The 20575-nt window shown below is 67.9% G+C and carries 20 protein-coding genes; 6 read left to right on the plus strand and 14 right to left on the minus strand.

All coding sequences use genetic code 11. The annotated features are described in order from the left end of the window. Window positions 1–8: 8 nt before the first annotated feature. From H8B22_RS05355 to H8B22_RS05370, 4 genes are read left to right on the plus strand one after another with little or no spacing between them, the layout of a single operon-like run. On the plus strand, window positions 9–1232 hold the full coding sequence (locus tag H8B22_RS05355; protein ID WP_187713070.1) for an ABC transporter permease: 1224 nt from the start codon (window positions 9–11) through the stop codon (window positions 1230–1232). 42 nt (window positions 1233–1274) lie between these two features. Continuing rightward, window positions 1275–1652 (plus strand): four helix bundle protein, encoded by a 378-nt coding sequence (locus tag H8B22_RS05360; RefSeq protein ID WP_187713071.1) that lies wholly within the window; start codon window positions 1275–1277, stop codon window positions 1650–1652. A 10-nt stretch (window positions 1653–1662) separates the two neighbouring features. Then, entirely contained in the window at window positions 1663–3009 is a 1347-nt protein-coding gene (locus H8B22_RS05365; RefSeq protein ID WP_187713072.1) for a sigma-54-dependent transcriptional regulator, read from the plus strand. Between the two features lie 28 nt (window positions 3010–3037). Continuing rightward, window positions 3038–4372, plus strand: coding sequence for a sensor histidine kinase (locus H8B22_RS05370; RefSeq protein WP_187713073.1), 1335 nt, complete (start codon window positions 3038–3040; stop codon window positions 4370–4372). Between the two features lie 11 nt (window positions 4373–4383). Here H8B22_RS05370 and H8B22_RS05375 read toward each other — a convergent pair whose 3' ends face one another. After that, window positions 4384–4842 carry a GNAT family N-acetyltransferase gene (locus H8B22_RS05375; RefSeq protein WP_187713074.1) on the minus strand — a complete coding sequence of 153 codons (459 nt, stop codon included), beginning with the start codon at window positions 4840–4842 and terminating at the stop codon, window positions 4384–4386. A 40-nt stretch (window positions 4843–4882) separates the two neighbouring features. Beyond that, window positions 4883–6253 carry a bifunctional UDP-N-acetylglucosamine diphosphorylase/glucosamine-1-phosphate N-acetyltransferase GlmU gene (glmU, locus tag H8B22_RS05380; RefSeq protein ID WP_187713075.1) on the minus strand — a complete coding sequence of 457 codons (1371 nt, stop codon included), beginning with the start codon at window positions 6251–6253 and terminating at the stop codon, window positions 4883–4885. A 59-nt stretch (window positions 6254–6312) separates the two neighbouring features. On the opposite strand from glmU, the gene H8B22_RS05385 reads away from it, so the two are divergent. Both H8B22_RS05385 and H8B22_RS05390 read left to right on the plus strand, forming a co-directional pair. Further along, window positions 6313–8346 (plus strand): glycosyltransferase family 39 protein, encoded by a 2034-nt coding sequence (locus tag H8B22_RS05385; RefSeq protein ID WP_187713076.1) that lies wholly within the window; start codon window positions 6313–6315, stop codon window positions 8344–8346. Then, window positions 8343–8726 (plus strand): GtrA family protein, encoded by a 384-nt coding sequence (locus tag H8B22_RS05390; RefSeq protein WP_187713077.1) that lies wholly within the window; start codon window positions 8343–8345, stop codon window positions 8724–8726. The genes H8B22_RS05385 and H8B22_RS05390 overlap by 4 nt, the downstream gene beginning before the upstream one ends. A 66-nt stretch (window positions 8727–8792) precedes the next feature. On the opposite strand, the gene H8B22_RS05395 is transcribed toward H8B22_RS05390, so the two are convergent. The 12 genes from H8B22_RS05395 to H8B22_RS05450 all read right to left on the minus strand — a co-directional run bounded on the left by H8B22_RS05395 (window position 8793) and on the right by H8B22_RS05450 (window position 20395). Beyond that, window positions 8793–9215 (minus strand): F0F1 ATP synthase subunit epsilon, encoded by a 423-nt coding sequence (locus H8B22_RS05395; protein ID WP_187713078.1) that lies wholly within the window; start codon window positions 9213–9215, stop codon window positions 8793–8795. Window positions 9216–9320: 105 nt separating this feature from the next. Then, window positions 9321–10721: a F0F1 ATP synthase subunit beta gene (atpD, locus tag H8B22_RS05400; RefSeq protein ID WP_187713079.1), complete on the minus strand. Its 1401-nt coding sequence runs from the start codon at window positions 10719–10721 to the stop codon at window positions 9321–9323. Between the two features lie 48 nt (window positions 10722–10769). Then, the gene (atpG, locus tag H8B22_RS05405; protein ID WP_187713080.1) at window positions 10770–11633 is read right to left on the minus strand and encodes a F0F1 ATP synthase subunit gamma; all 864 of its coding nucleotides are present in this window, start codon (window positions 11631–11633) and stop codon (window positions 10770–10772) included. Between the two features lie 81 nt (window positions 11634–11714). Continuing rightward, window positions 11715–13265, minus strand: coding sequence for a F0F1 ATP synthase subunit alpha (atpA, locus tag H8B22_RS05410; protein ID WP_187713081.1), 1551 nt, complete (start codon window positions 13263–13265; stop codon window positions 11715–11717). A 97-nt stretch (window positions 13266–13362) separates the two neighbouring features. Next, complete coding sequence (locus H8B22_RS05415) at window positions 13363–13890, minus strand: F0F1 ATP synthase subunit delta (RefSeq protein WP_187713082.1); 528 nt, start codon at window positions 13888–13890, stop codon at window positions 13363–13365. A gap of 5 nt (window positions 13891–13895) precedes the next feature. Then, the gene (locus H8B22_RS05420) at window positions 13896–14354 is read right to left on the minus strand and encodes a F0F1 ATP synthase subunit B (protein WP_407060840.1); all 459 of its coding nucleotides are present in this window, start codon (window positions 14352–14354) and stop codon (window positions 13896–13898) included. A 113-nt stretch (window positions 14355–14467) separates the two neighbouring features. Beyond that, a complete protein-coding gene (gene atpE / locus H8B22_RS05425; RefSeq protein WP_187713084.1) occupies window positions 14468–14743 on the minus strand; it encodes a F0F1 ATP synthase subunit C in 276 nt (91 codons plus the stop codon). A gap of 76 nt (window positions 14744–14819) precedes the next feature. Continuing rightward, window positions 14820–15653, minus strand: coding sequence for a F0F1 ATP synthase subunit A (gene atpB / locus H8B22_RS05430; RefSeq protein ID WP_187713085.1), 834 nt, complete (start codon window positions 15651–15653; stop codon window positions 14820–14822). Window positions 15654–15663: 10 nt separating this feature from the next. Beyond that, window positions 15664–16032, minus strand: a complete 369-nt coding sequence (locus H8B22_RS05435) for an ATP synthase subunit I (protein ID WP_187713086.1) — start codon at window positions 16030–16032, stop codon at window positions 15664–15666. Window positions 16033–16366: 334 nt separating this feature from the next. Next, entirely contained in the window at window positions 16367–18163 is a 1797-nt protein-coding gene (gene lpdA, locus H8B22_RS05440) for a dihydrolipoyl dehydrogenase (RefSeq protein ID WP_187713087.1), read from the minus strand. Between the two features lie 55 nt (window positions 18164–18218). Then, window positions 18219–18938 (minus strand): hypothetical protein, encoded by a 720-nt coding sequence (locus H8B22_RS05445; protein ID WP_187713088.1) that lies wholly within the window; start codon window positions 18936–18938, stop codon window positions 18219–18221. Then, on the minus strand, window positions 18938–20395 hold the full coding sequence (locus tag H8B22_RS05450; protein WP_187713089.1) for a dihydrolipoyllysine-residue acetyltransferase: 1458 nt from the start codon (window positions 20393–20395) through the stop codon (window positions 18938–18940). Before H8B22_RS05450 ends, H8B22_RS05445 begins: the two co-directional genes overlap by 1 nt. Window positions 20396–20575 lie beyond the last annotated feature (180 nt).

Genomic DNA, 20575 nt, shown 5'->3' on the forward strand with positions numbered 1-20575 from the left:
GGCACATCATGGAACTCCGCCCCATCCTTTCGACCCTGCGCCGGCACAAGACCGCCGCCGCACTGATCGTGCTCGAGATCGCCCTGAGCTGCGCGATCATCTGCAACGCCGTGTTCCTGATCCGCGAACGCATCGCCCGCATCGAGATGCCCAGCGGCGTGGCCGAGCGCGAAGCGGTGATCGTCAACCTCACCGGCATCGGCACCAACCAGAACGCGGCGGCGCTCACCCGCGAGGACCTCGCCGCGCTGCGGTCGATTCCCGGCGTGAGCGCGGCGGCATCGACCAACGAAGTGCCGTTCGGCAATTCCTCGTGGAACAGCGGCGTCACCCTCGCCCCGGAGCAGACCGAGTCGACGCTCAACGCGACGACTTACCTGGACAGCGGCGAACTGATCCAGGCCCTGGGCGTGAAGCTGGCGGCCGGGCGCGGTTTCAACGCCGACGAGTACGTCGACTACGATCCCGACAAGGGCTTCGAGGAAGCCGGCACCGGCGTCGCGATCATCAGCCGCGAGGTCGCCACCAAGCTGTACCCGGGCAAGAGCGCGGTGGGCCAGGTCTTCTACCTGGGCGACGACAAGCCGATCACCGTGGTCGGCGTGGTCGACACGCTGCTGCGGCCGTACTTCGGCCCGAAGGAAATGCTGCCCGGCCACTCGATCGTGCTGCCGGTGCGCATGCCCTACGACGTCGGCGGCTACTACGTGCTGCGTACCACGCCCGATCAGCGCGAGCGCGTGCTCAAGGACGCGGTGAAGGTGCTGGAGAAGAACAGCCCGAACCGCATCATCCTCGAGCAGAAATCGCAGGAGCAGTACCGCAACGAGTTCTTCCAGCAGGACCGCTCGATGGTGTGGCTGCTGATCGCCGTGTGCATCGCCCTGCTGGTGGTCACCGCGCTGGGCATCGTCGGCCTGGCCAGCTTCTGGGTGCAGCAGCGCACCAAGCAGATCGGCGTGCGCCGCGCGCTGGGCGCGACCAGGGGACAGATCCTGCGCTACTTCCAGACCGAGAACTTCCTGCTCGCCACGCTCGGCATCGTGATCGGCATGATCGGCGCGTACGGCATCAACCAGTTGCTGATGAGTGCCTACGAACTGCCGCGCCTGCCCGCGCTGTACCTGCCGATCGGTGCACTGGTGCTGTGGGGCCTGGGCCAGGTGTCGGTGTTCGGCCCGGCGCGCCGCGCGGCCTCGGTGCCGCCGGCCGTCGCCACGCGTAGCGTTTAAGCTTGAGGCTGGGATCTGGGGATTGGGGGCTGGAGGCCGCCGATGAAAAGCTATCGGGAACTGGAAGTCTGGCGCGAGGCCATCGATCTGGTGGGATCCATCTACGCGTTGTCCTCGCGCTTTCCATCCGATGAGCGCTTTGGTTTGACCGCCCAACTTCGGCGGGCAGCGGTTTCAGTGCCATCGAACATTGCGGAAGGGCATGCACGCTCAAGCACACGCGACTTTCTCCGGTTCCTTTCAATCAGCCTTGGATCACTAGCCGAACTGGAAACACAGCTGGTGATCGCCCACCGACTCGGGTTTGCCGACGATCACGAGTTCGATCGGATACTGTTTGACGCCAACCGCGTCGGCAGGATGATGCGAGGGCTGACGAAGTCACTGAACACCCGGCTGCAACCAGTCCCCAGCCCCTAACCCCCAGCTCATGCCCACGATCCTTGTCATCGACGACAACCCCTCGGTCGCCACGGCGCTGGAGACGCTGTTCTCCCTGCACGACCTCGACACGCGTTCGGTCACCTCGCCCGCGGACGGCCTCGCCCTGCTTGCGCGCGAATCCTTCGACCTGGTCGTGCAGGACATGAACTTCCACGCCGACACCACGTCCGGCGAGGAAGGCGTGGAGCTGTTCGCGCGCATCCGCGCCGCGCACCCGGACCTGCCGGTGATCCTGCTGACCGCATGGACGCACCTGGAATCCGCGGTGGACCTGGTGAAAGCCGGCGCCGCCGATTACCTGGCCAAGCCCTGGGACGACCGCAAGCTGCTGGCGACGGTCAACAACCTGCTCGAACTGTCGCAGGCGAAGCAGGAACTGGCCCGTCATCGCAGCAGCGGCCAGCGGCGACGCGATGCGCTCGAACGCGAATTCGACCTGCGCGGCCTGGTCTATGCCGACCCCGCCAGCGAAGCCGCGCTGTCGCTGGCCTGCCAGGTGGCGCGTTCGGAGCTGCCGGTGCTGGTCACCGGACCGAACGGCGCCGGCAAGGAGAAGTACGCGGAAATCATCCACGCCAATTCGGCGGTGAAGGGCGGTCCCTTCGTCGCGCTCAACTGCGGCGCGCTGCCGGGCGAGCTGATCGAAGCCGAACTGTTCGGCGCCGAGGCCGGCGCCTACACCGGCGCCAACCGTGCGCGCGAAGGCAAGTTCGAAGCCGCCGACGGCGGCACCCTGTTCCTCGACGAGATCGGCACGCTGCCGCTCGCTGGCCAGGTGAAGCTGTTGCGCGTGCTGGAGACGGGCCGCTTCGAACGCCTCGGCGGCAACCGCGAACGCGCGGTGAAGGTGCGCGTGATCAGCGCGACCAATGCCGACCTGTCCGCGTTGATCGCCGCGGGCCAGTTCCGCGAGGACCTGTACTACCGCCTCAACGCGATCGAGGTGCGCCTGCACCCGCTGGCGCAACGCGCCGACGACATCCTCCCGCTCGCGCGGCACTTCCTGCCGCCGGGTAAGCAGCTCGACGCCGATGCCGAACACGCCCTGCTCGCGCACGGCTGGCCGGGCAACGTGCGCGAACTGCGCAACACCATCCAGCGCGCATCGCTGCTGGCGCGCGGCACGAAGATCGGCGTGGCCGACCTCGGCCTGCCCGCGGCGCCGGCGCGCGTGGTCGCGGCCGGCAACGGCGGCGACGAACCCGATCGCGCCAGCATCGAGGCGGCGCTGGCGCGTGCCGGCGGCGTGGTCGCGCAGGCGGCGAACGACCTGGGCCTGTCGCGGCAGGCGCTGTACCGGCGCCTGGAACGACTCGGCATCGACCGGCCATGAAACGTTTCGCGCTTCAGGCAGGGCCTCGATGAATCGCTGGCGGCAGCGGCTGCCATTGAGCCTGGTGTTCGCCGCGATCGCGCTGGCGTACATGGCGCTGGCGGTGGCGATCGCCCTGTTGCTGGCGCGCTGGCTCGGCAATCCGTGGCTGGCGGGCGGCGTCGCCGTCGCGGCGCTGCTGCCACTGCTCGTCTACCACGTGCGCCGCGCGTTCGCGCCGATGAATTCGCTGTTCCGCGCGCTGGCCGGCACGGTGGCGAGTTATCGCGACGGCGACTTCGGCTTCGGCCTGTCCTGGCGCGGTGGCGGCGATCTCGGCCAGCTCGTCGCCAGCCACAACGAGCTAGGCGACGCGCTGCGCGAACAGCGGCTGTCGCTGGTACAGCGCGAGCTGCTGCTCGACACCATGGTGCAGAACACGCCGGTGGCAATGCTGCTGGTGGATCCGGCGCGGCGCATCGTCCTGGGCAACATCGCCGCGCGCAAACTGCTGGGCGAAGGCAAGCGCCTGGAAGGCCGCGCCTTCGACGAGATCATGGCGCAGGCGCCCGATGCGATGCGTGAAGCGTTCGAGCGCGGTGGCGACGGCATGTTCACCGTCGGTGACATCAACGAGTTCGATAACGGCAGCGAGGACATCTACCACCTCGCCCGCCGCCACTTCCGCCTCAACGGCCGCCGCCACGAGCTGGTCCTGCTGCGCCAGCTCACCGCCGAGCTGCGCCGGCAGGAAGTGCAGACGTGGAAGAAGGTGATCCGCGTGATCAGCCACGAACTCAACAATTCGCTGGCGCCGATCGCCTCGCTGGCGCACTCCGGCGCGGAACTGCTGCGCCGCGGCCAGCTCGAACGCCTGCCCACCGCGCTGGCGACCATCGAGGATCGCGCGCGGCACCTGGAAGGCTTCATCCGCGACTACGCGCGTTTCGCCAAGATGCCGTCGCCGCGGCTGGAGTCGGTGCCGTGGCCGCGCTTCGTCGCGCAGCTGCGTTCGCAGGTGGACTTCGTCTACGACGGCCCAGAATCGCCCGACGCGATCGCGCGCATCGACGTCGCCCAGCTGGAGCAGGCGCTGATCAACCTGCTCAAGAACGCGCACGAATCCGGCTCGCAGCCGGAGGACGTGGCGCTGTCGCTGCGGCGCCTGCCGGAAGCCTGGCGCGTCGACGTGCTCGACCGCGGCAGCGGCATGAACGAGGCGGTGCTGGCCAACGCGCTGCTGCCGTTCTACTCGACCAAGCGCCATGGTACCGGCCTGGGCCTCGCGCTCGCGCGCGAGATCGCCGAAGCCCACGGCGGCCGCATCGCCCTGCTCAACCGCGAAGGCGGCGGGCTGTGCGTGTCGCTGGTGTTGCCGGCGTAAAGTCGGGCTCCCTAGAACATCTTGCGATAGACGACGAAACCCGAACGCTCCGCCACCTGGTCGTAGAGCCGCATCGCCGTGTGGTTGCTCTCATGCGTCTGCCAATAGACCCGCGGCGATCCCGCGGACGTAGCGCGCTCGTACACGGCCAGGATCAAATTGCGGCCGACACCCAAGCCGCGCGACTGCTCCACGGTATACAGATCCTGCAGGTAGCAACTCGGCTGGATCTGGATCGTGCTGCGATGGAAGAGATAGTGCGCGAGACCGACGAGTCGATCACCGCATTCGGCGACCAGCGCATGCACCGGTTCCGCGGGATCGAAGAAACGCTGCCACGTACTTTCGGTAATGACCGCCGGCAACGCATTCGCACCGGAGCGGCCATAGAACGTGTTGTATCCCGCCCACAACGGTTCCCACGCGGCGCGGTCGCGCGGCTCGATCGCGCGGATCACCACGTCGTTCATGACGAACGCGGGTATTGCGGGCAAGCGCTGCAACCCGACATCACTTCGGCTTCTTCACCGGCCGCTGCCAACCGTCGATCGACAGCTGCTTGCCGCGGGCAATGCTGAGCTTGTCGGCCGGCGCGTCCTTGGTGATCACCGAACCCGCGCCGATGGTGGCGTTCCGGCCCACGGTGATCGGCGCGACCAGCGAGGAATTCGAGCCGATGAAGGCGCCGTCCTCGATGGTGGTGGTCGACTTGTTCACACCGTCGTAGTTGCAGGTGATCGTGCCGGCGCCGATGTTCACGCCGCTGCCGATCACCGCATCGCCAAGGTAGGTCAGGTGGTTGGCCTTGCTCGACACGCCCACGCGCGCGTTCTTGGTCTCGACGAAGTTGCCCACGTGCACGCCGTCGGCGAGCACGGTGCCCGGGCGCAGGCGCGCGAACGGGCCGATCTGCGCCGCGCCTTCGACGACGACCCCATCGAGGTCGCAATGCGCGCGCACTTCGGTGCCCGGCCCCAGGGTCACGTCCTTGAGCCGGCAGAACGGGCCGATGCGCACGCCGTCGGCGAGCTTCACCTCGCCTTCGAACACGACGTCGGCATCGATCTCCACGTCCATGCCCACGCTGACGCGGCCACGGATGTCGATGCGCGCCGGATCGGCCACGCGCGCGCCCTGCAGGCACAGCGCGCGCACGACGCGCTTCTGGAACGCGCGTTCGAGCTGGGCAAGTTGCCAGGGATCGTTCGCACCTTCGGTCTCGATCGGATCGGCGACGTGCACCATCTCGGCCGCGTCGAATTCGGTGGACGCCGAGGCGAACACGTCGGTGAGGTAGTACTCGCCCTGCGCGTTGTCGTTGCGCAGGTGTTCGAGCCAGCGCCGCAGCGGTTCGCCGTCGGCAATGATGATCCCGGTGTTGACGGTCTTGATCCCGCGCTGGTCCTCGTCGGCATCCTTGTGCTCGACGATGCGGCCGACGCGGCCTTCCGGATCGCGCAGCACGCGGCCGTAGCCGGTGGGATCGTCGAGGTCGGCGACCAGCACCGCGATGCGGCCCGGCGCGGCCATCAGGCGCTGCAGGGTTTCCGCGGTGATCAGCGGCACGTCGCCGTAGAGCACCAGCACGCGCGCGTCGATCGGCACGTCCGGCATCGCCTGCTGCACCGCGTGGCCGGTGCCGAGTTGCCGTTCCTGCTCCGCCCACTGCAGGTCGCTCTGGTCGGCGAAGGCGGCGCGTACCGCTTCGCCGCCATGCCCGTACACGACGTGGATCCCGGCCGGCTGCAATGCGCGGGCGCTGTCGATCACGTGCGCGAGCATGGGCCGGCCCGCGATCTTCTGCAGCACCTTGGGCAGCGTCGATTTCATGCGCTTGCCCTCGCCCGCGGCGAGGATGACTACGTGCAGGGGAGCCGACATGGGATTTCCGTGCAATGGGACATGCCGGCATTTTAGGCTGCACTGGTAGCATTGAGGCGATGACTGCCGACGCGTCGATTTCAGTGAATGGACATGCCGGCGCGGCCGCGCGACCCTGGGAACGCGCGCTGCTGTGGGCGGGCGTGCCGTTGTGCGTGGCCGGCCTGGCGAGCACCGGCATCCTGTCCCAGTGGCGCGCGGGCCGCTTCGCCGAACTGATCGTGCTGGCGCTGCTGAGCCTGGGCGCCGCGCGCCTGCTCCAGCGCGTGTGGCAGTGGCGGCTGGCCAGCGGCCTGGCATTGCTCTGGCTGCTGGCACTCGCGGTATTTGCCGGACCGCTGCCGCTGCTGGCCACGGCGTTGTTCGGCCTGGCGGCCTTGGCCCTGGGCGGGCTGGTGGATCGCAGCGCACCGGCCGCACTGCGCGTGGTCGTCGGCTTCGTGCTGTGGGCCGGCGCGCTCGGCTGGCTGCTGCCGCTGCCGCTGCATTACCGCGCGACCTATCTCGCAGCCTGCGTGGCACTGGTCGCATGGCAGCGGCGCGCGCTGCGGGACGCCTGCACGCAGGGCCTGCGCGGATGGCGCGACGCGGTGGACGCGGCGCCGCGCACCGCCGTCTTCGCGGTGCTCGTGCTCGGGCTCGCCAGCACCGGCAGCTGGCTGCCGACGATGCAGGCGGACGATGTCGTCTATCACCTGCGACTGCCGTGGCAGCTGCTGCAGGCGCACCAGTATCCGCTCGACCCCGGCCCGCAGATCTGGGCGCTGGCGCCGTGGGCGGGTGACGTGCTGCAGGCCGTGCCGCAACTCATCGCCGGCGCGGAGGCGCGCGGCCCGCTCAACCTGCTGTGGATCGCGCTCACCGCCGTGGGCGTGTGGCGCATCGCGCTCGCCTTGCAGGGCACGCCGCGCGCGGCGTGGTTCGCGGTGGCGCTGTACGCGAGCCTGCCGCTCACCGCCGCACTGGCGGGCAGCATGCAGACGGAAACGCCGACGACGGCGCTGCTGGTCTGGCTCGGCTGGCTCATCCTGCAGGCGCCGGAACCTACGCGGCCGCGACTCTGGCTGGGCGCGGTGCTCGTCGGTGGCTTGCTCGGCCTGAAGCTCGCCGCCGCGCTGCTCGGCGTGCTGTTGCTGCCGTGGGCGTTGTGGCGGCATCGCCGCTTGCCTGCGCTCCCCGCGCTGCTCGCGGCGCTGGCGCTGGTCCTGGTGATCGGCGGTTCGAGTTACGCCTATGCGGGATACGTCGCCGGCAATCCGTTCCTGCCGCTGTTCAACGCGTGGTTCCAGTCGCCCTACTTCGATCCCAGCAACTTCGACGACGCGCGCTGGCATGCCGGGTTCGACGCCTGGCTGCCCTGGAACCTCAGCTTCCACACCGATCGCTACCTCGAAGCGTTTCCCGGCGGCGGCGGCTTCGTCCTGGTCGCGCTGGCCGGCGCCTGGTTGCTGGCGTTGCGTCAGCGCGCGACCACCGCCCTCGCCGTGGCGGCGACCGTCCTGTGCGTCGCCCTGCTGCTGCCGTTGCAGTACCTGCGTTACGTCTTCCCGGCGTTGGTGCTGCTGTTGCCGGCACTGGCCGTCACCGCGTTGCGCATCGATCCCCGGCGCGCGACGTGGCTGCTCGCGGGCGTATGCGTGCTCAACCTCGCTTTCCAGGCCAACGGCTTCTGGCTGCTGCGCGTGGGCGCGGTGAAGACGACGATCCTGGCGGCGGGCCGCGACGCGCCGCTGCTGGGCGCACACGTTCCCGAGCGCAACCTCATCGCCGCGATCCGCGCCGTGCCACACGCCAACGTGCTGGCGCTGGACGCCAGCCGCCCGTACATCGCCGAGCTGGGCACGCGCGGCCGCAGCACCTCGTACTACGACCGGCCGCTGCAGCGCGCCGCGGCGCAGGCGGAGGCGGAGGCGAACGTCGACGGCACGGCGTGGGCGGCGCTGTTCGCCCGCGAGGGCATTTCCGACGTGCTGGTGCGTCCTGCCGCCCTGACCGCTGCGCAACGCGCCGGCCTCGCACGCGCAGGCGCGACGCGACGGATGGCGCAGGGCGAAATCGAGTGGTGGCGGATCGGCGCGGAGACCACGCGATGAGCCTGTTGCGCCAGGGCAGCCACTACATCGCGATCGGGCTGCTGCAGTACCTCGTGGACTGGGGCGCGATGGTGACGCTCAGCCACTTCGGCGTGCCGGTGGAACTTGCGAACGTTGCCGGGCGCGTGAGCGGCGCGGTGCTGGGGTTCTGGCTCAACGGCCGCATCACCTTCGCCGACGAGAACAGCAAGCTCGGGCCGCAGCAGCTGCGGCGATTCCTGCTGCTGTGGCTGGTGATGACCGGTATGAGCACCTGGGCGATCGGCAGCGTGGCCGACCTCGCCGGCCTGCGCTGGGCCTGGGCGGCGAAGCCCGCGGTCGAACTGCTGCTCGCCTGCATCAGCTTCGGCGTGTCGCGACACTGGGTGTACCGGCGCTAGTCGCCGCGATCCGCAGAAAACAAAAACGCCGGCACGGGCCGGCGTTCTCGTCGCGACTGGCGTCGCTCAGTGCTTCATGTTCTTGCGCAGGCGCTCCAGCGCCTGCAGCTGCGCCAGGCTCATGGCGAGCTGGGCTTCGGCTTCCTGCGCGCTCATCTTCGGATCCTTCTTGGCGAGGATGCGCTCGGCTTCTTCCTTGGCCTTGCGGACCGCGGCTTCGTCGATGTCCTGCGCGCGGATCGCGGTGTCGGCCAGCACGGTCACGACCTGCGGCTGCACTTCGAGGATGCCGCCGGAGACCGCGAAATCGAGCTGCTCGCCGCCCGGCAGGGTGACGATGACCTTGCCCGGCTTCAGGCGCGTGATCAGTGGCGCGTGGCGCGGCGCGATGCCGAGTTCGCCCAGTTCGCCCGTGGCGACCAGGAGTTCGGCTTCACCGTGGAAGATTTCGTCTTCGGCGCTGACGATGTCGCAACGGAAGGTGGTCATGTGTCTCTCTTTCGTGGGGCGGGTTTGAACCCGCCACTCTTCGATCGGTATTGCTCAACTGCCACTCGCAAGGCGGGTTGAAACCCGCCCTACGCCAACCACTGCTTACGCCGCGATCTTCTTGGCCTTCTCGACCGCTTCTTCGATCGAACCGACCATGTAGAACGCCTGCTCCGGCAGGTGGTCGTATTCGCCGTCGCAGATGCCCTTGAAGCCGCGGATCGTGTCCTTCAGCGACACGTACTTGCCCGGCGAGCCGGTGAAGACTTCGGCGACGTGGAACGGCTGCGAGAAGAAACGCTCGATCTTGCGCGCGCGGGCCACGGCCAGCTTGTCTTCTTCCGACAGCTCGTCCATGCCCAGGATCGCGATGATGTCCTTCAGTTCCTTGTACTTCTGCAGCGTCGACTGCACGCGGCGCGCGGTCTCGTAGTGCTCGTTGCCGATCACGTTCGGATCGAGCTGGCGCGAGGTCGAGTCCAGCGGGTCCACGGCCGGGTAGATGCCCAGCGAGGCGATCTGGCGCGACAGCACGACGGTGGCGTCGAGGTGGGCGAAGGTGGTGGCCGGCGACGGGTCGGTCAGGTCGTCCGCGGGCACGTACACGGCCTGGATCGAGGTGATCGAGCCGGTCTTGGTCGAGGTGATGCGTTCCTGCAGCACGCCCATTTCCTCGGCCAGGGTCGGCTGGTAACCCACCGCCGACGGCATGCGGCCGAGCAGCGCCGACACTTCGGTACCGGCCAGCGTGTAGCGGTAGATGTTGTCGACGAACAGCAGCACGTCCTTACCCTTGCCCGACGCGTCCTTCTCGTCGCGGAAGTACTCGGCCATGGTCAGGCCGGTCAGCGCGACGCGCAGGCGGTTGCCCGGCGGCTCGTTCATCTGGCCGTACACCATCGCCACCTTGTCGAGGACGTTGGAGTCCTTCATCTCGTGGTAGAAGTCGTTGCCCTCGCGGGTACGCTCGCCCACGCCGGCGAACACGGACAGACCCGAGTGCGCCTTGGCGATGTTGTTGATGAGTTCCATCATGTTGACGGTCTTGCCCACGCCGGCGCCGCCGAACAGGCCGACCTTGCCGCCCTTGGCGAACGGGCACATCAGGTCGATGACCTTGATGCCGGTTTCGAGCAGGTCGTTGCCCGAGGACTGCTCTTCGTACGACGGCGCGGAGCGGTGGATTTCCCACGCGGCCGAGGCCTGCACCGGGCCGGCTTCGTCGATCGGGTTGCCCAGCACGTCCATGATACGGCCCAGCGTGCCGGCGCCGACCGGCACCGAGATCGCCTTGCCGGTGTTGTCGGCAATCAGGTTGCGCTTGAGGCCGTCGGTCGAACCGAGGGCGATCGTGCGCACGACGCCGTCACCCAGCTGCTGCTGGACTTCGAGCGTGATGTCGGTGTTCTGCACCTTCAGCGCGTCGTACACCTTCGGCACGCTCTCGCGCGGGAATTCGACGTCGACGACCGCGCCGATGATCTGAACGATCTTGCCCTGGTTCATTGCCATAGCCTCTTGATAACTCTTGATAACTGGGTGGTGGCGTAGCGCTTAGACCGCTGCCGCGCCGCCGACGATTTCGGAGATTTCCTGGGTGATCGCTGCCTGACGGGCCTTGTTGTAGACCAGTTGCAGGGTGCCGATCAGCTTGGTGGCGTTGTCCGACGCCGACTTCATCGCGACCATGCGCGCGGCATGTTCCGAAGCGAGGTTTTCCAGCACCGCCTGGTACACGACCGACTCGATGTAACGCGTCAGCACGTGGTCGAGCACGGTCTTCTCGTTCGGCTCGTAGATGTAGTCCCAGTCGTGGTGCGCGACCTGCGCTTCCGCCGGCGGCACCGGCAGCAGCTGGTCGAACGTCGCACGCTGGACCATCGTGTTGACGAAGTCGTTGTAGGCGAGGAACACCTTGTCGACCTTGCCCTCGGTGTAGGCATCGGTCATGGCCTTGATCACGCCGACCAGCTGTTCCAGCCGCGGCGTATCGCCCAGGTGCGTGACCGTGGCGAGCATGTTGACCTTGACGCGACGGAAGAACACCGAGGCCTTCTGGCCCACGGTGACCACGTCGACCTCGACACCCTGTTCCTGCCACTTGCGGATCTCGCCCAGCAGCTTGCGGAACATGTTGTTGTTGAGGCCGCCGGCCAGGCCGCGGTCGGACGACACGATCAGGTAGCCGACGCGCTTGGTGTCCTTGCGCTCGACCAGGTACGGATGCTGGTAGTCGGTGTTGGCCTGGGCCAGGTGACCGATCACCTGCTTCATCGCGCGCGCGTACGGGCGCGACGACTTCATCCGATCCTGCGCCTTGCGGATCTTGGAGGCCGAGACCATCTCGAGCGCGCGCGTCACCTTGCGGGTGTTCTGCACGCTCTTGATCTTGGTTTTGATTTCGCGTCCGCCTGCCATCTTTCTTCTCGGTAGGGCGGGCTCAAGCCCGCCGTTCGATTTCGCTCAACTTCACAGGTGGGCCATGGCCCAGCCTACGAATTACCAGGTACCGGTGGCCTTGAACTCTTCGATGCCCTTCTTGAAGGTGGCTTCGATGTCGTCGTTCCAGTTGCCGGACTTGGCGACGTCGCCCATCAGCGCGCCCTGGGTGTTGGCGAAGTGCGCGTGCAGGCCGGCTTCGAACGCGCCGATCTTGGCGACCGCGATGTCGTCCATGTAGCCCTTGTCGACGGCGTAGATCGACAGCGCCTGTTCGGCGATCGACATCGGCGCGTACTGCTTCTGCTTCATCAGCTCGGTGACGCGCTGGCCGCGCTCGAGCTGCTTGCGGGTGGCTTCGTCGAGGTCCGAGGCGAACTGCGCGAACGCCGCCAGCTCACGGTACTGGGCGAGCGCGATACGGATGCCGCCCGACAGCTTCTTGATGATCTTGGTCTGGGCGGCGCCACCGACGCGCGACACCGAGATGCCGGCGTTCACGGCCGGACGGATACCGGCGTTGAACAGATCGGTTTCCAGGAAGATCTGACCGTCGGTGATCGAGATCACGTTGGTCGGCACGAACGCCGAAACGTCGCCGGCCTGCGTTTCGATGATCGGCAGCGCGGTCAGCGAACCGGTCTTGCCCTTCACCGCACCGTTGGTGAACTTCTCGACGTACTCCTCGGAGACGCGCGCGGCGCGCTCGAGCAGGCGGGAGTGCAGGTAGAACACGTCGCCCGGGTAGGCTTCGCGGCCCGGCGGGCGGCGCAGCAGCAGCGAGATCTGGCGGTAGGCCACGGCCTGCTTGGACAGGTCGTCGTAGATGATCAGCGCGTCTTCGCCGCGGTCGCGGAAGTACTCGCCCATGGTGCAGCCCGAGTAGGCGGCGATGTACTGCATCGCGGCCGATTCGGACGCCGAGGCGGCGACGACGGTGGTGTAGGCCATCGCACCGTGCTCTTCGAGCTTGCGCACGATGTTGGCGATGGTCGAGTTCTTCTGGCCGATCGCAACGTAGATGCACTTAATGCCCGAGTGCTTCTGGTTGATGATGGCGTCGATGGCCATCGCGGTCTTGCCGGTCTGGCGGTCGCCGATGATCAGCTCGCGCTGGCCACGGCCGATCGGGATCATCGAGTCGACCGACTTGTAACCGGTCTGCACGGGCTGGTCGACCGACTTGCGCCAGATCACGCCCGGGGCGATGGTTTCCACCGGAGCCGAGACCTTGGCGTCGATCGGACCCTTGCCGTCGATCGCTTCGCCCAGCGCGTTGACGACGCGGCCGAGCAGTTCCGGACCGGTCGGCACTTCGAGGATGCGGCCGGTGGTCTTGGCGGTGTCGCCTTCGCGCAGGTGCTCGTAGTCGCCCAGGACCACGGCGCCGACCGAGTCGCGCTCCAGGTTCAGCGCGAGCGCGTAGGTGGCGTTCGGCAGTTCGATCATTTCGCCCTGCATCACGTCGGCGAGGCCGTGGATGCGCACGATGCCGTCGGACACCGAGGTGACGGTGCCTTCGTTGCGCGCTTCGGCGGCCAGCTTGACCTTCTCGATGCGGGTCTTGATCAGTTCGCTGATTTCGGACGGGTTGAGCTGCGTGGTAGCCATGGGTGGTTCCCTATGTGTCGACGTTGCCGCCGACGTTTGCAAATGGAATTGCTTTTTAACTTCCCGCGAACTGCATGAAGCGCAGTTCGCGGATGTCTTAGTTGGTCAGCGCGGACTGCAGGCGGCCGAGCTTGCCCTTGAGCGAGCCGTCGATCACCACGTCACCCGCATCGATCACGGCACCGCCGATCAGCGAGGCGTCGACCGCGGTCTCGACCTGCACGTCGCGGCCGAAGCGCTTCTTCAGCGCGGCCTTGATGCCCTCGAGCTCGCCGTCGCCCAGCGCGGTGGCCGAGGTGACGCGCGCCTTGATCACGCGCTCGGCTTCCGCGCGCAGCTCTTCGAACAGGCCGGCGATTTCCGGCAGCAGCGCGAGGCGGCGGTTGTCCGCCAGCAGGGCGAGGAAGTTGCGCAGCGAGTCGCCGGCGCCATCGATGGCGAGCAGCGACACGGCGTCGGCGTGGCCCAGGCGCGGGCTGCCGAGCAGTTCGGCCACCTGCGGATCGGCGGCGACACGCGCGGCGAACGCGAGCGCGTTCGACCACGACGCGTAGTCGCCGGCGTCCCGCGCAATGCCGAAGGCAGCGCGGGCGTAGGGACGTGCGAGGGTGAGGGCCTGGCTCATCGGTCTCAGATCTCGGCGGCGAGTTCGTCGAGCAGCGCCTTGTGGGCGTTGGCGTCGATCTCACGGCGCAGCAGCTTCTCGGCACCGGTCACGGCCAGGGTCGACACCTGCTTGCGCAGGTCTTCCTTGGCGCGGTTGGCCGCGGCGACGATCTCGGCTTCGGCCACGGCCTTCTGGCGGGCGGCTTCGGCGATCGCGTCGTTCTTGGCCTGATCGATGATCTGGTTGGCGCGCTGGTGGGCCTGCTCGATGATCTCGTTGGCCTTGGCGCGAGCCGTACGCAGTTCACCGTCAGCGGTTTCCTGCGCCTGCGCGAGGGCGCGCTGGCTGTTGTCGGCGGCGGCCAGACCTTCGGCGATTTTCTTTTGGCGTTCTTCGAGCGCCGCGTTCAGCGGCGGCCAGATGAACTTGATCGTAAAGATCACGAGGATCAAGAACGAAAGCATCTGGCCGAAGAAAGTCATGTTGATATTCACGACGCGTCCTCGACGGATTTCTTCAGACCGGCGCGACCGAGGCCGCGCCGGGAGTTACTTCCGTGCCGCGCCCCGGACGGAGCGCAGCACGTCCGGCTTGCTTAGGCGGCAGCGTTCTGCAGCGCGCTCAGCAGCGGGTTGGCGATGCCGAAGAACAGGGCGACGGCGAGGCCGATGATGAACGCGGCGTCGATCAGGCCGGCCAGCAGGAACATGCGGCCCTGCAGCACCGGGATCAGTTCCGGCTGACGTGCAGCGGACTCGAGGAACTTCGAACCCATGATGGCGATGCCGAGGCATGCGCCGAGGGCGCCGAGGCCGATGATGATGCCGATGGCGACGGCGGTCAGGCCCTGCACGTGAGCGATGAATTCCATGGTGGTTCTCCAGCGATTGTCTAAGGGGTGAAGCGGTTGAAGGGAAAAGCGGTAATGCCGAATGACTGGGTGTTACTTAGTGGCCTTCGCGCGCACCGGCGATGTACACGACGGTGAGAATCATGAAGATGAAGGCCTGCAGCAGGATGATCAGGATGTGGAAGATGCCCCACGCCGCGTTGGCGATCACGCCCGGCAGGAAGGTCACCCAGCCCGCCATCAGGCCGGCGATGAGCATGAACACGAGCTCGCCGCCGTACATGTTGCCGAACAGTCGCATGGCCAGCGAAATCGGCTTGACCAGCCACTCGATGATGTTCATCACCAGGTTGACCGGGGCCAGCACGATGGCGCCGAAGCCGTGCGCGTGGAACGGTGCGGTCAGCAGTTCCTTGCCGAAGCCCATGCCGCCCTTGGCCGACCAGGCGTGGCCGATCAGGATCAGGAACACGGACGCGGAGATGCCGAGCGTGGTGTTGAGGTCGGCGGTCGGGACCATGCGGAAGTAGCTGTGGTGCGCGGCTTCTTCGCCGCTGACCAGGGTGACCAGCATGCCCGGCAGGTCGAGCGGGATCAGGTCCATGGTGTTCATGAACACGATCCACATGAAGATGGTGATCGCCAGCGGCGTGACCGTGCGACGGTCGCCGTGGAAGGTGTCGCGGACCTGGCCGTCGACGAATTCGACGATCAGCTCGACGAAGGCCTGGCCCTTGCTCGGCACGCCGGCCGTGGCCTTGCGCGCGGCGCGGCCGAACCACAGCACGAACAGCAGGCCCAGCGCCAGGGCGACGGCCCAGGAGTCCCAGTTGAAATTGGAAGGATCGGCCGGAGCGCCATGGACCGCCTGATTGTGGGTCAGGTGGTGCTGGATGTATCCGGTCAAACCGCCGCCACTAGATTCACTCACGAAACGACACCTATCGTCTGATCGAATTGGCCAGCACCAGGGCCAGCGTGGCCGCAATGACGCCGGCCATCAGGGGTATTCCGGGGAGGCGGAACAGCGCCAGCGCGATCACGATTGCGACCAGCACCAACAGCCACTTCAACGCCATCCCCATCAACAGCCGCGCGAACGCGACACCCGCAGGACTCACCCCGCCCCCCAAGGCCACCAGCGCCGACAGCCAGGCCGCCAGGGTGACGACCCCGCCGCCGACCAGTGCGGCCAGCGTCGAGGGCAATCCCTTGGCGAGGAAGGCCAGTGCCACCAGCACGGTGGCGACGGCCTGCCAGGCGATCGCTCGCTGCGCCAGCCGCCGGCCCGCGGCGATTGGATTCGACACGCGGCAAGCTCCGTACGGAGAGCATTGGGGTGGACAAAAGGGGCAGAAAAGCGCCCTGCGAAGCCGCAAAAGTATAGCAGCGGGAACTTTTCCGGAGCAACCGCGAAAAGCCGGGGGCTACGGGACGCCGCGCCGGTGCCGGGGGCGATTCCCGCCGCCGGGCCGGGCCTCGGAGGGGGAAAAACCCGCGTTGCGGCGGCCCGCCCCTGTTCATTGGAACCTTTGCCGGAGCCCCGGGTCCGATCCACAGGCCTGCTCTTCCTCGTCGATCCCGCAGGCCTGCGAAGCCCTGGTTCCGAGGCCGGGGCTTCGCCTTTTGCGGCCGCGGCCGGGCCTACTTCTTCTTCGGCAGGTACAGGTCGGTGATCGTGCCTTCGTACACCTCGGCCGCCATGCCGACCGATTCGCTCAGGGTCGGGTGCGGGTGGATGGTGTGACCGATGTCGGCGGCTTCGCAGCCCATCTCGATGGCCAGGGCCAGTTCGGCGATGAGGTCGCCCGCGTGCACGCCGACGATGCCGGCGCCGACGATGCGGTGCGTGGCTTCGTCGAAGACCAGCTTGGTGAAGCCCTCGGTGCGGCCCAGGCCGATCGCGCGGCCCGACGCGGCCCACGGGAACTTGCCCACGCCGACCTGCAGGCCCTTGGCCTTCGCCTCGGTTTCGGTGACGCCGACCCAGGCGATCTCCGGATCCGTGTAGGCCACCGACGGGATCACCCGCGCGACCCATTCCTTCTTCTCGCCGGCGGCGACTTCGGCGGCCAGCTTGCCCTCGTGCGTCGCCTTGTGCGCGAGCATCGGGTTACCGACGAGGTCGCCGATGGCGAAGATGTGCGGCACGTTGGTGCGCATCTGCCGGTCGACCGGGATGAAGCCGCGCTCGGTGACGTTCACGCCGGCCTTGTCGGCATCGATCCTGTTGCCATTGGGCGCACGGCCGACGGCGACCAGCACGCGATCGAACAGCTGCGCCTCGATCGACGCCGGCTTGCCGGCCTCGGCGCTTTCGAACGCGACCTTGAGGCCGTCCTTCTGCGCCTGCGTGCCCGCGGCCTTGGTCTTCAGGTGCACGGCGACGCCCTGTTTCTTCAGGCGGTCGGCGAGCGGCTTGACCAGGTCGGGATCGGCGCCCGGCATCAGCTGGTCCATGAATTCGACCACGGTGACCTGCGAACCCAGCGCGCGGTACACGGTCGCCATTTCCAGGCCGATGATGCCGCCGCCGACGACGAGCAGCTTGTCCGGCACGTCGGCAAGATCGAGCGCGTCGGTGGAATCCATCACGCGCCTGTCGTCCCAGGGGAAGCCCGGCAGCTTCACCGCCTGCGAACCGGCGGCGATGATGCATTGCTCGAAGCGCAACAGCTGCGTGCCGGCCGCACCGACGACTTCGATCTCGTTGGGCGAAACGAACTTGCCCACGCCCTCGAGCACGCGCACCTTGCGCTGCTTGGACATGCCGGCCAGGCCCTTGGTGAGGTTGCCGACCACCTTGTCCTTGTACGCGCGCAGCTTGTCCAGGGTGATCTTCGGCTTGCCGAAGTCGATGCCGTAGTCGCTGGCATGCGCGGCTTCATCGATCACCGCCGCCGCGTGCAGCACCGCCTTGGACGGAATGCAGCCGACGTTGAGGCAGACGCCGCCGAGGGTGGCGTAGCGTTCGACCAGCACGGTGTCGAGGCCGAGGTCGGCGGCGCGGAACGCCGCGGTGTAGCCGCCTGGGCCCGAGCCGAGCACGAGCATGCGGCATTCGACGTCGGCCTTGCGGCCGCTGGCTGCAGCGGCTTGCGGCGCCTTTGCCGGAGTCGCTGCGGCAGGCGCAGCAACGGCAGGCGCGGGCGCGGCTGGAGCCGCCGGCGCGACTGGCTGCGATGCCTGCGCGGCCGCACCCGCCTCCGATTCGATGATGGCCACGACACTGCCTTCCGACAGCTTGTCACCGACCTTGACCTTCAACGCGACCACCTTGCCGGAGGCCGACGCGGGCACTTCCATCGTCGCCTTGTCCGACTCCAGCGTGACCAGGCCCTGGTCCTGCTTCACCACGTCGCCGACCGCGACCAGCACTTCGATCACGGGTACGTCGTCGTAACCGCCGATATCAGGAACCTTGACTTCGATGTTGGCCATTGCCGGCTTCCGTTCAATAGGTCGACGCGGACATTCGCGCGCCCGGGGAAAAGCGTTACTTGAAGAGGGTCCAGCCGCGACGCTTTTCTGCCTCGGCGTCCGATTCGTCCACCGTCGCGGCAGGCCCATCGACCATCTGGCGCATGCGATCCAGTTGTTCGCCGAGCTGGCGCCAGCGCTTCGCGCGCTTCTCGTCGCCCTCGTCGCTGGCCTCGATCAGCAGGTCGATCTGCTCGCGCATCAGCTCGCCCAGTTCGCAATCCGGGCGCAGGCCGCTGACCCGCAGCACATCACCGGAAGCGGGATCGCCGACGACGAACAGCCAGGTGTCCTCTTCGCTGAAAGGCGCCTGGCTGCCTTCCACCGCGACCGCACCCAGCGCGTGGCGCCAGTCCTCGATCAGGCGCGTCGCCACGGCGGCCGGAATGGCCGCCTGCTCGACGTCGGGCGTCTGTTGCGTGCGCAGTTCGAGCTTGCCGCCGCTCCACGCGTGCACGCGCTCGTCGGCAACGGCGTGGCGCAGCGTCCAGTCGCCGCCCGCCGGGTCGGGGATCAGCTGCACGCCGCTTTCCGCGCCGGTGCGCGGCAGCAGGGTGAAGCCCCAGGCGACCGGCTGGTCGCCGGAGAGCAGCTTCTCCACGGCGGTGCCGTAGTTCTCCGTCGCCGGCGGCCAACCGCGGCCGAGCGCGATCCGGCACTGCGCCTCGTCCGCGTGCGCGAGCGGCGCCGCGAACGCCATCGCCAGCAGCAAGCCGGTGCAAGCAGCGCGGCGCATCACAGCAGCACCCGGCGCATGTCGGCCAGCAGTTGCGCGAGATACGCGGTGAAGCGCGCGGCGGCGGCGCCGTCGATCACGCGATGGTCGTAGCTCAGCGACAGCGGCAGGATCAGGCGTGGCGCGAACTGCGCGCCATCCCACACCGGGCGGATCGCCGACTTGGACACGCCGAGGATGGCGACTTCCGGCGCATTCACAATCGGGGTGAACTTGGTGCCGCCGATGCCGCCGAGCGAGCTGATCGAGAAGCAGCCGCCCTGCATGTCGGCGGGGCCGAGCTTGCCGTCGCGCGCCTTCTTCGCCAGCTCGCTGGTTTCCTGCGCGATCTGCAGCACGCCCTTCTTGTCGACGTCGCGCACGACCGGCACGACCAGGCCGTTGGGGGTGTCGGCGGCGAAGCCGATGTGGAAGTACTTCTTCAGCGTGAGGTTCTCGCCGCTGGCGTCGAGCGAGGCGTTGAAGGTCGGGTACTTCTGCAGGCCCGCGACCGCCGCCTTCATCAGGAAGGCGAGCATGGTCAGCTTGATGCCCGCCTTCTCGTTTTCCTTGTTGAGCGCGACGCGCAGCTCTTCCAAGTCGGTGATGTCGGCGTCGTCGTGCTGGGTGACGTGCGGGATCATCGCCCAGTTGCGCGCGAGGTTGGCGCCGGAGATCTTCTGGATGCGCGAGAGCTCGCGCGTTTCCACTGCGCCGAACTTGCTGAAGTCGACCTTCGGCCACGGCAGCAGGTTGAGTCCGCCGCCACCGGCCGCAGCCGGCGCCGCGGCGGCAACGCCACTGCCGCTCATCACCGACTTCACGAACTTCGCCACGTCGTCCTTGCCGATGCGGCCACCGCGCTCGCTGCCCTGCACCCGGGAGAGGTCGACACCGAGTTCGCGTGCGAACAGGCGCACCGCCGGGCTGGCGTAGGGGACCTTGTCCGGCATGAGTTCGTCGGCGGTGAACGCCACCGGCGGCGACATCGCGCTGGAAGGCCGCGGCGGCGCGGCTTCCGGGTCGATGCCCGGGCGCGCGGCCAGCGCCGCATCGACGATGGCGGCGCCCTGCTGCTCGGCGATGGATTGCTGGGTGAGGCGGTCGGGCTGCGCGGCCACCACGACCGGTTCGACCCGGGTCGCGGTCTCGGCGGCGGCCACCGTCTTCGCGGCGACCGGTTCGGCGCGCGGCGGTTCGGCCGCGGCGGGTGCGGGCTGGGTGCCGGCGCCGGCATCGGCCGCTTCGATCAGGGCGACGACGCTGCCCTCGGACAGCTTGTCGCCGACCTTGACCTTGAGTTCGCGGATCACGCCGGCGAACGGCGCGGGGACTTCCATGGTCGCCTTGTCGGATTCCAGCGTGACCAGGCCCTGGTCCGGTTTCACCGTATCGCCCACGGCGACCAGCAGTTCGATCACGGGCACGTCGTCGTATCCCCCGATGTCGGGGACGCGTGCTTCCTTCAACTCAGCCATGGGGGGCTCCGCAAGCGCGAAAGTACCTATTGTGTCCGCTGGCCGGCGGCAGCGCCAACCGAACGCGGCCGGTGAAGCGGTCCTGATTTCGTATTCCTGCAACGACAGTCACCCATTGGGCGGGCTGTCGGGCAGTGCGGTCGGGCAATCACGGTCGGTACGCCGGCGCATGGCCGGCAC

Origin of the sequence: Lysobacter terrestris, assembly GCF_014489475.1 — a bacterium.
Taxonomy (GTDB): Bacteria; Pseudomonadota; Gammaproteobacteria; order Xanthomonadales; family Xanthomonadaceae; genus Agrilutibacter; species Agrilutibacter terrestris.

What these genes read in the sequence shown, in the direction of transcription:
- H8B22_RS05355 (WP_187713070.1), top strand. Translation starts at nt 9, where the DNA reads ATGGAACTCCGCCCCATCCTTTCGACCCTGCGCCGGCACAAGACCGCC.
- H8B22_RS05360 (WP_187713071.1), top strand. Translation starts at nt 1,275, where the DNA reads ATGAAAAGCTATCGGGAACTGGAAGTCTGGCGCGAGGCCATCGATCTG.
- H8B22_RS05365 (WP_187713072.1), top strand. Translation starts at nt 1,663, where the DNA reads ATGCCCACGATCCTTGTCATCGACGACAACCCCTCGGTCGCCACGGCG.
- H8B22_RS05370 (WP_187713073.1), top strand. Translation starts at nt 3,038, where the DNA reads ATGAATCGCTGGCGGCAGCGGCTGCCATTGAGCCTGGTGTTCGCCGCG.
- H8B22_RS05375 (WP_187713074.1), bottom strand. Translation starts at nt 4,842, where the DNA reads ATGAACGACGTGGTGATCCGCGCGATCGAGCCGCGCGACCGCGCCGCG.
- glmU (WP_187713075.1), bottom strand. Translation starts at nt 6,253, where the DNA reads ATGTCGGCTCCCCTGCACGTAGTCATCCTCGCCGCGGGCGAGGGCAAG.
- H8B22_RS05385 (WP_187713076.1), top strand. Translation starts at nt 6,313, where the DNA reads ATGACTGCCGACGCGTCGATTTCAGTGAATGGACATGCCGGCGCGGCC.
- H8B22_RS05390 (WP_187713077.1), top strand. Translation starts at nt 8,343, where the DNA reads ATGAGCCTGTTGCGCCAGGGCAGCCACTACATCGCGATCGGGCTGCTG.
- H8B22_RS05395 (WP_187713078.1), bottom strand. Translation starts at nt 9,215, where the DNA reads ATGACCACCTTCCGTTGCGACATCGTCAGCGCCGAAGACGAAATCTTC.
- atpD (WP_187713079.1), bottom strand. Translation starts at nt 10,721, where the DNA reads ATGAACCAGGGCAAGATCGTTCAGATCATCGGCGCGGTCGTCGACGTC.
- atpG (WP_187713080.1), bottom strand. Translation starts at nt 11,633, where the DNA reads ATGGCAGGCGGACGCGAAATCAAAACCAAGATCAAGAGCGTGCAGAAC.
- atpA (WP_187713081.1), bottom strand. Translation starts at nt 13,265, where the DNA reads ATGGCTACCACGCAGCTCAACCCGTCCGAAATCAGCGAACTGATCAAG.
- H8B22_RS05415 (WP_187713082.1), bottom strand. Translation starts at nt 13,890, where the DNA reads ATGAGCCAGGCCCTCACCCTCGCACGTCCCTACGCCCGCGCTGCCTTC.
- H8B22_RS05420 (WP_407060840.1), bottom strand. Translation starts at nt 14,354, where the DNA reads ATGACTTTCTTCGGCCAGATGCTTTCGTTCTTGATCCTCGTGATCTTT.
- atpE (WP_187713084.1), bottom strand. Translation starts at nt 14,743, where the DNA reads ATGGAATTCATCGCTCACGTGCAGGGCCTGACCGCCGTCGCCATCGGC.
- lpdA (WP_187713087.1), bottom strand. Translation starts at nt 18,163, where the DNA reads ATGGCCAACATCGAAGTCAAGGTTCCTGATATCGGCGGTTACGACGAC.
- H8B22_RS05445 (WP_187713088.1), bottom strand. Translation starts at nt 18,938, where the DNA reads ATGCGCCGCGCTGCTTGCACCGGCTTGCTGCTGGCGATGGCGTTCGCG.
- H8B22_RS05450 (WP_187713089.1), bottom strand. Translation starts at nt 20,395, where the DNA reads ATGGCTGAGTTGAAGGAAGCACGCGTCCCCGACATCGGGGGATACGAC.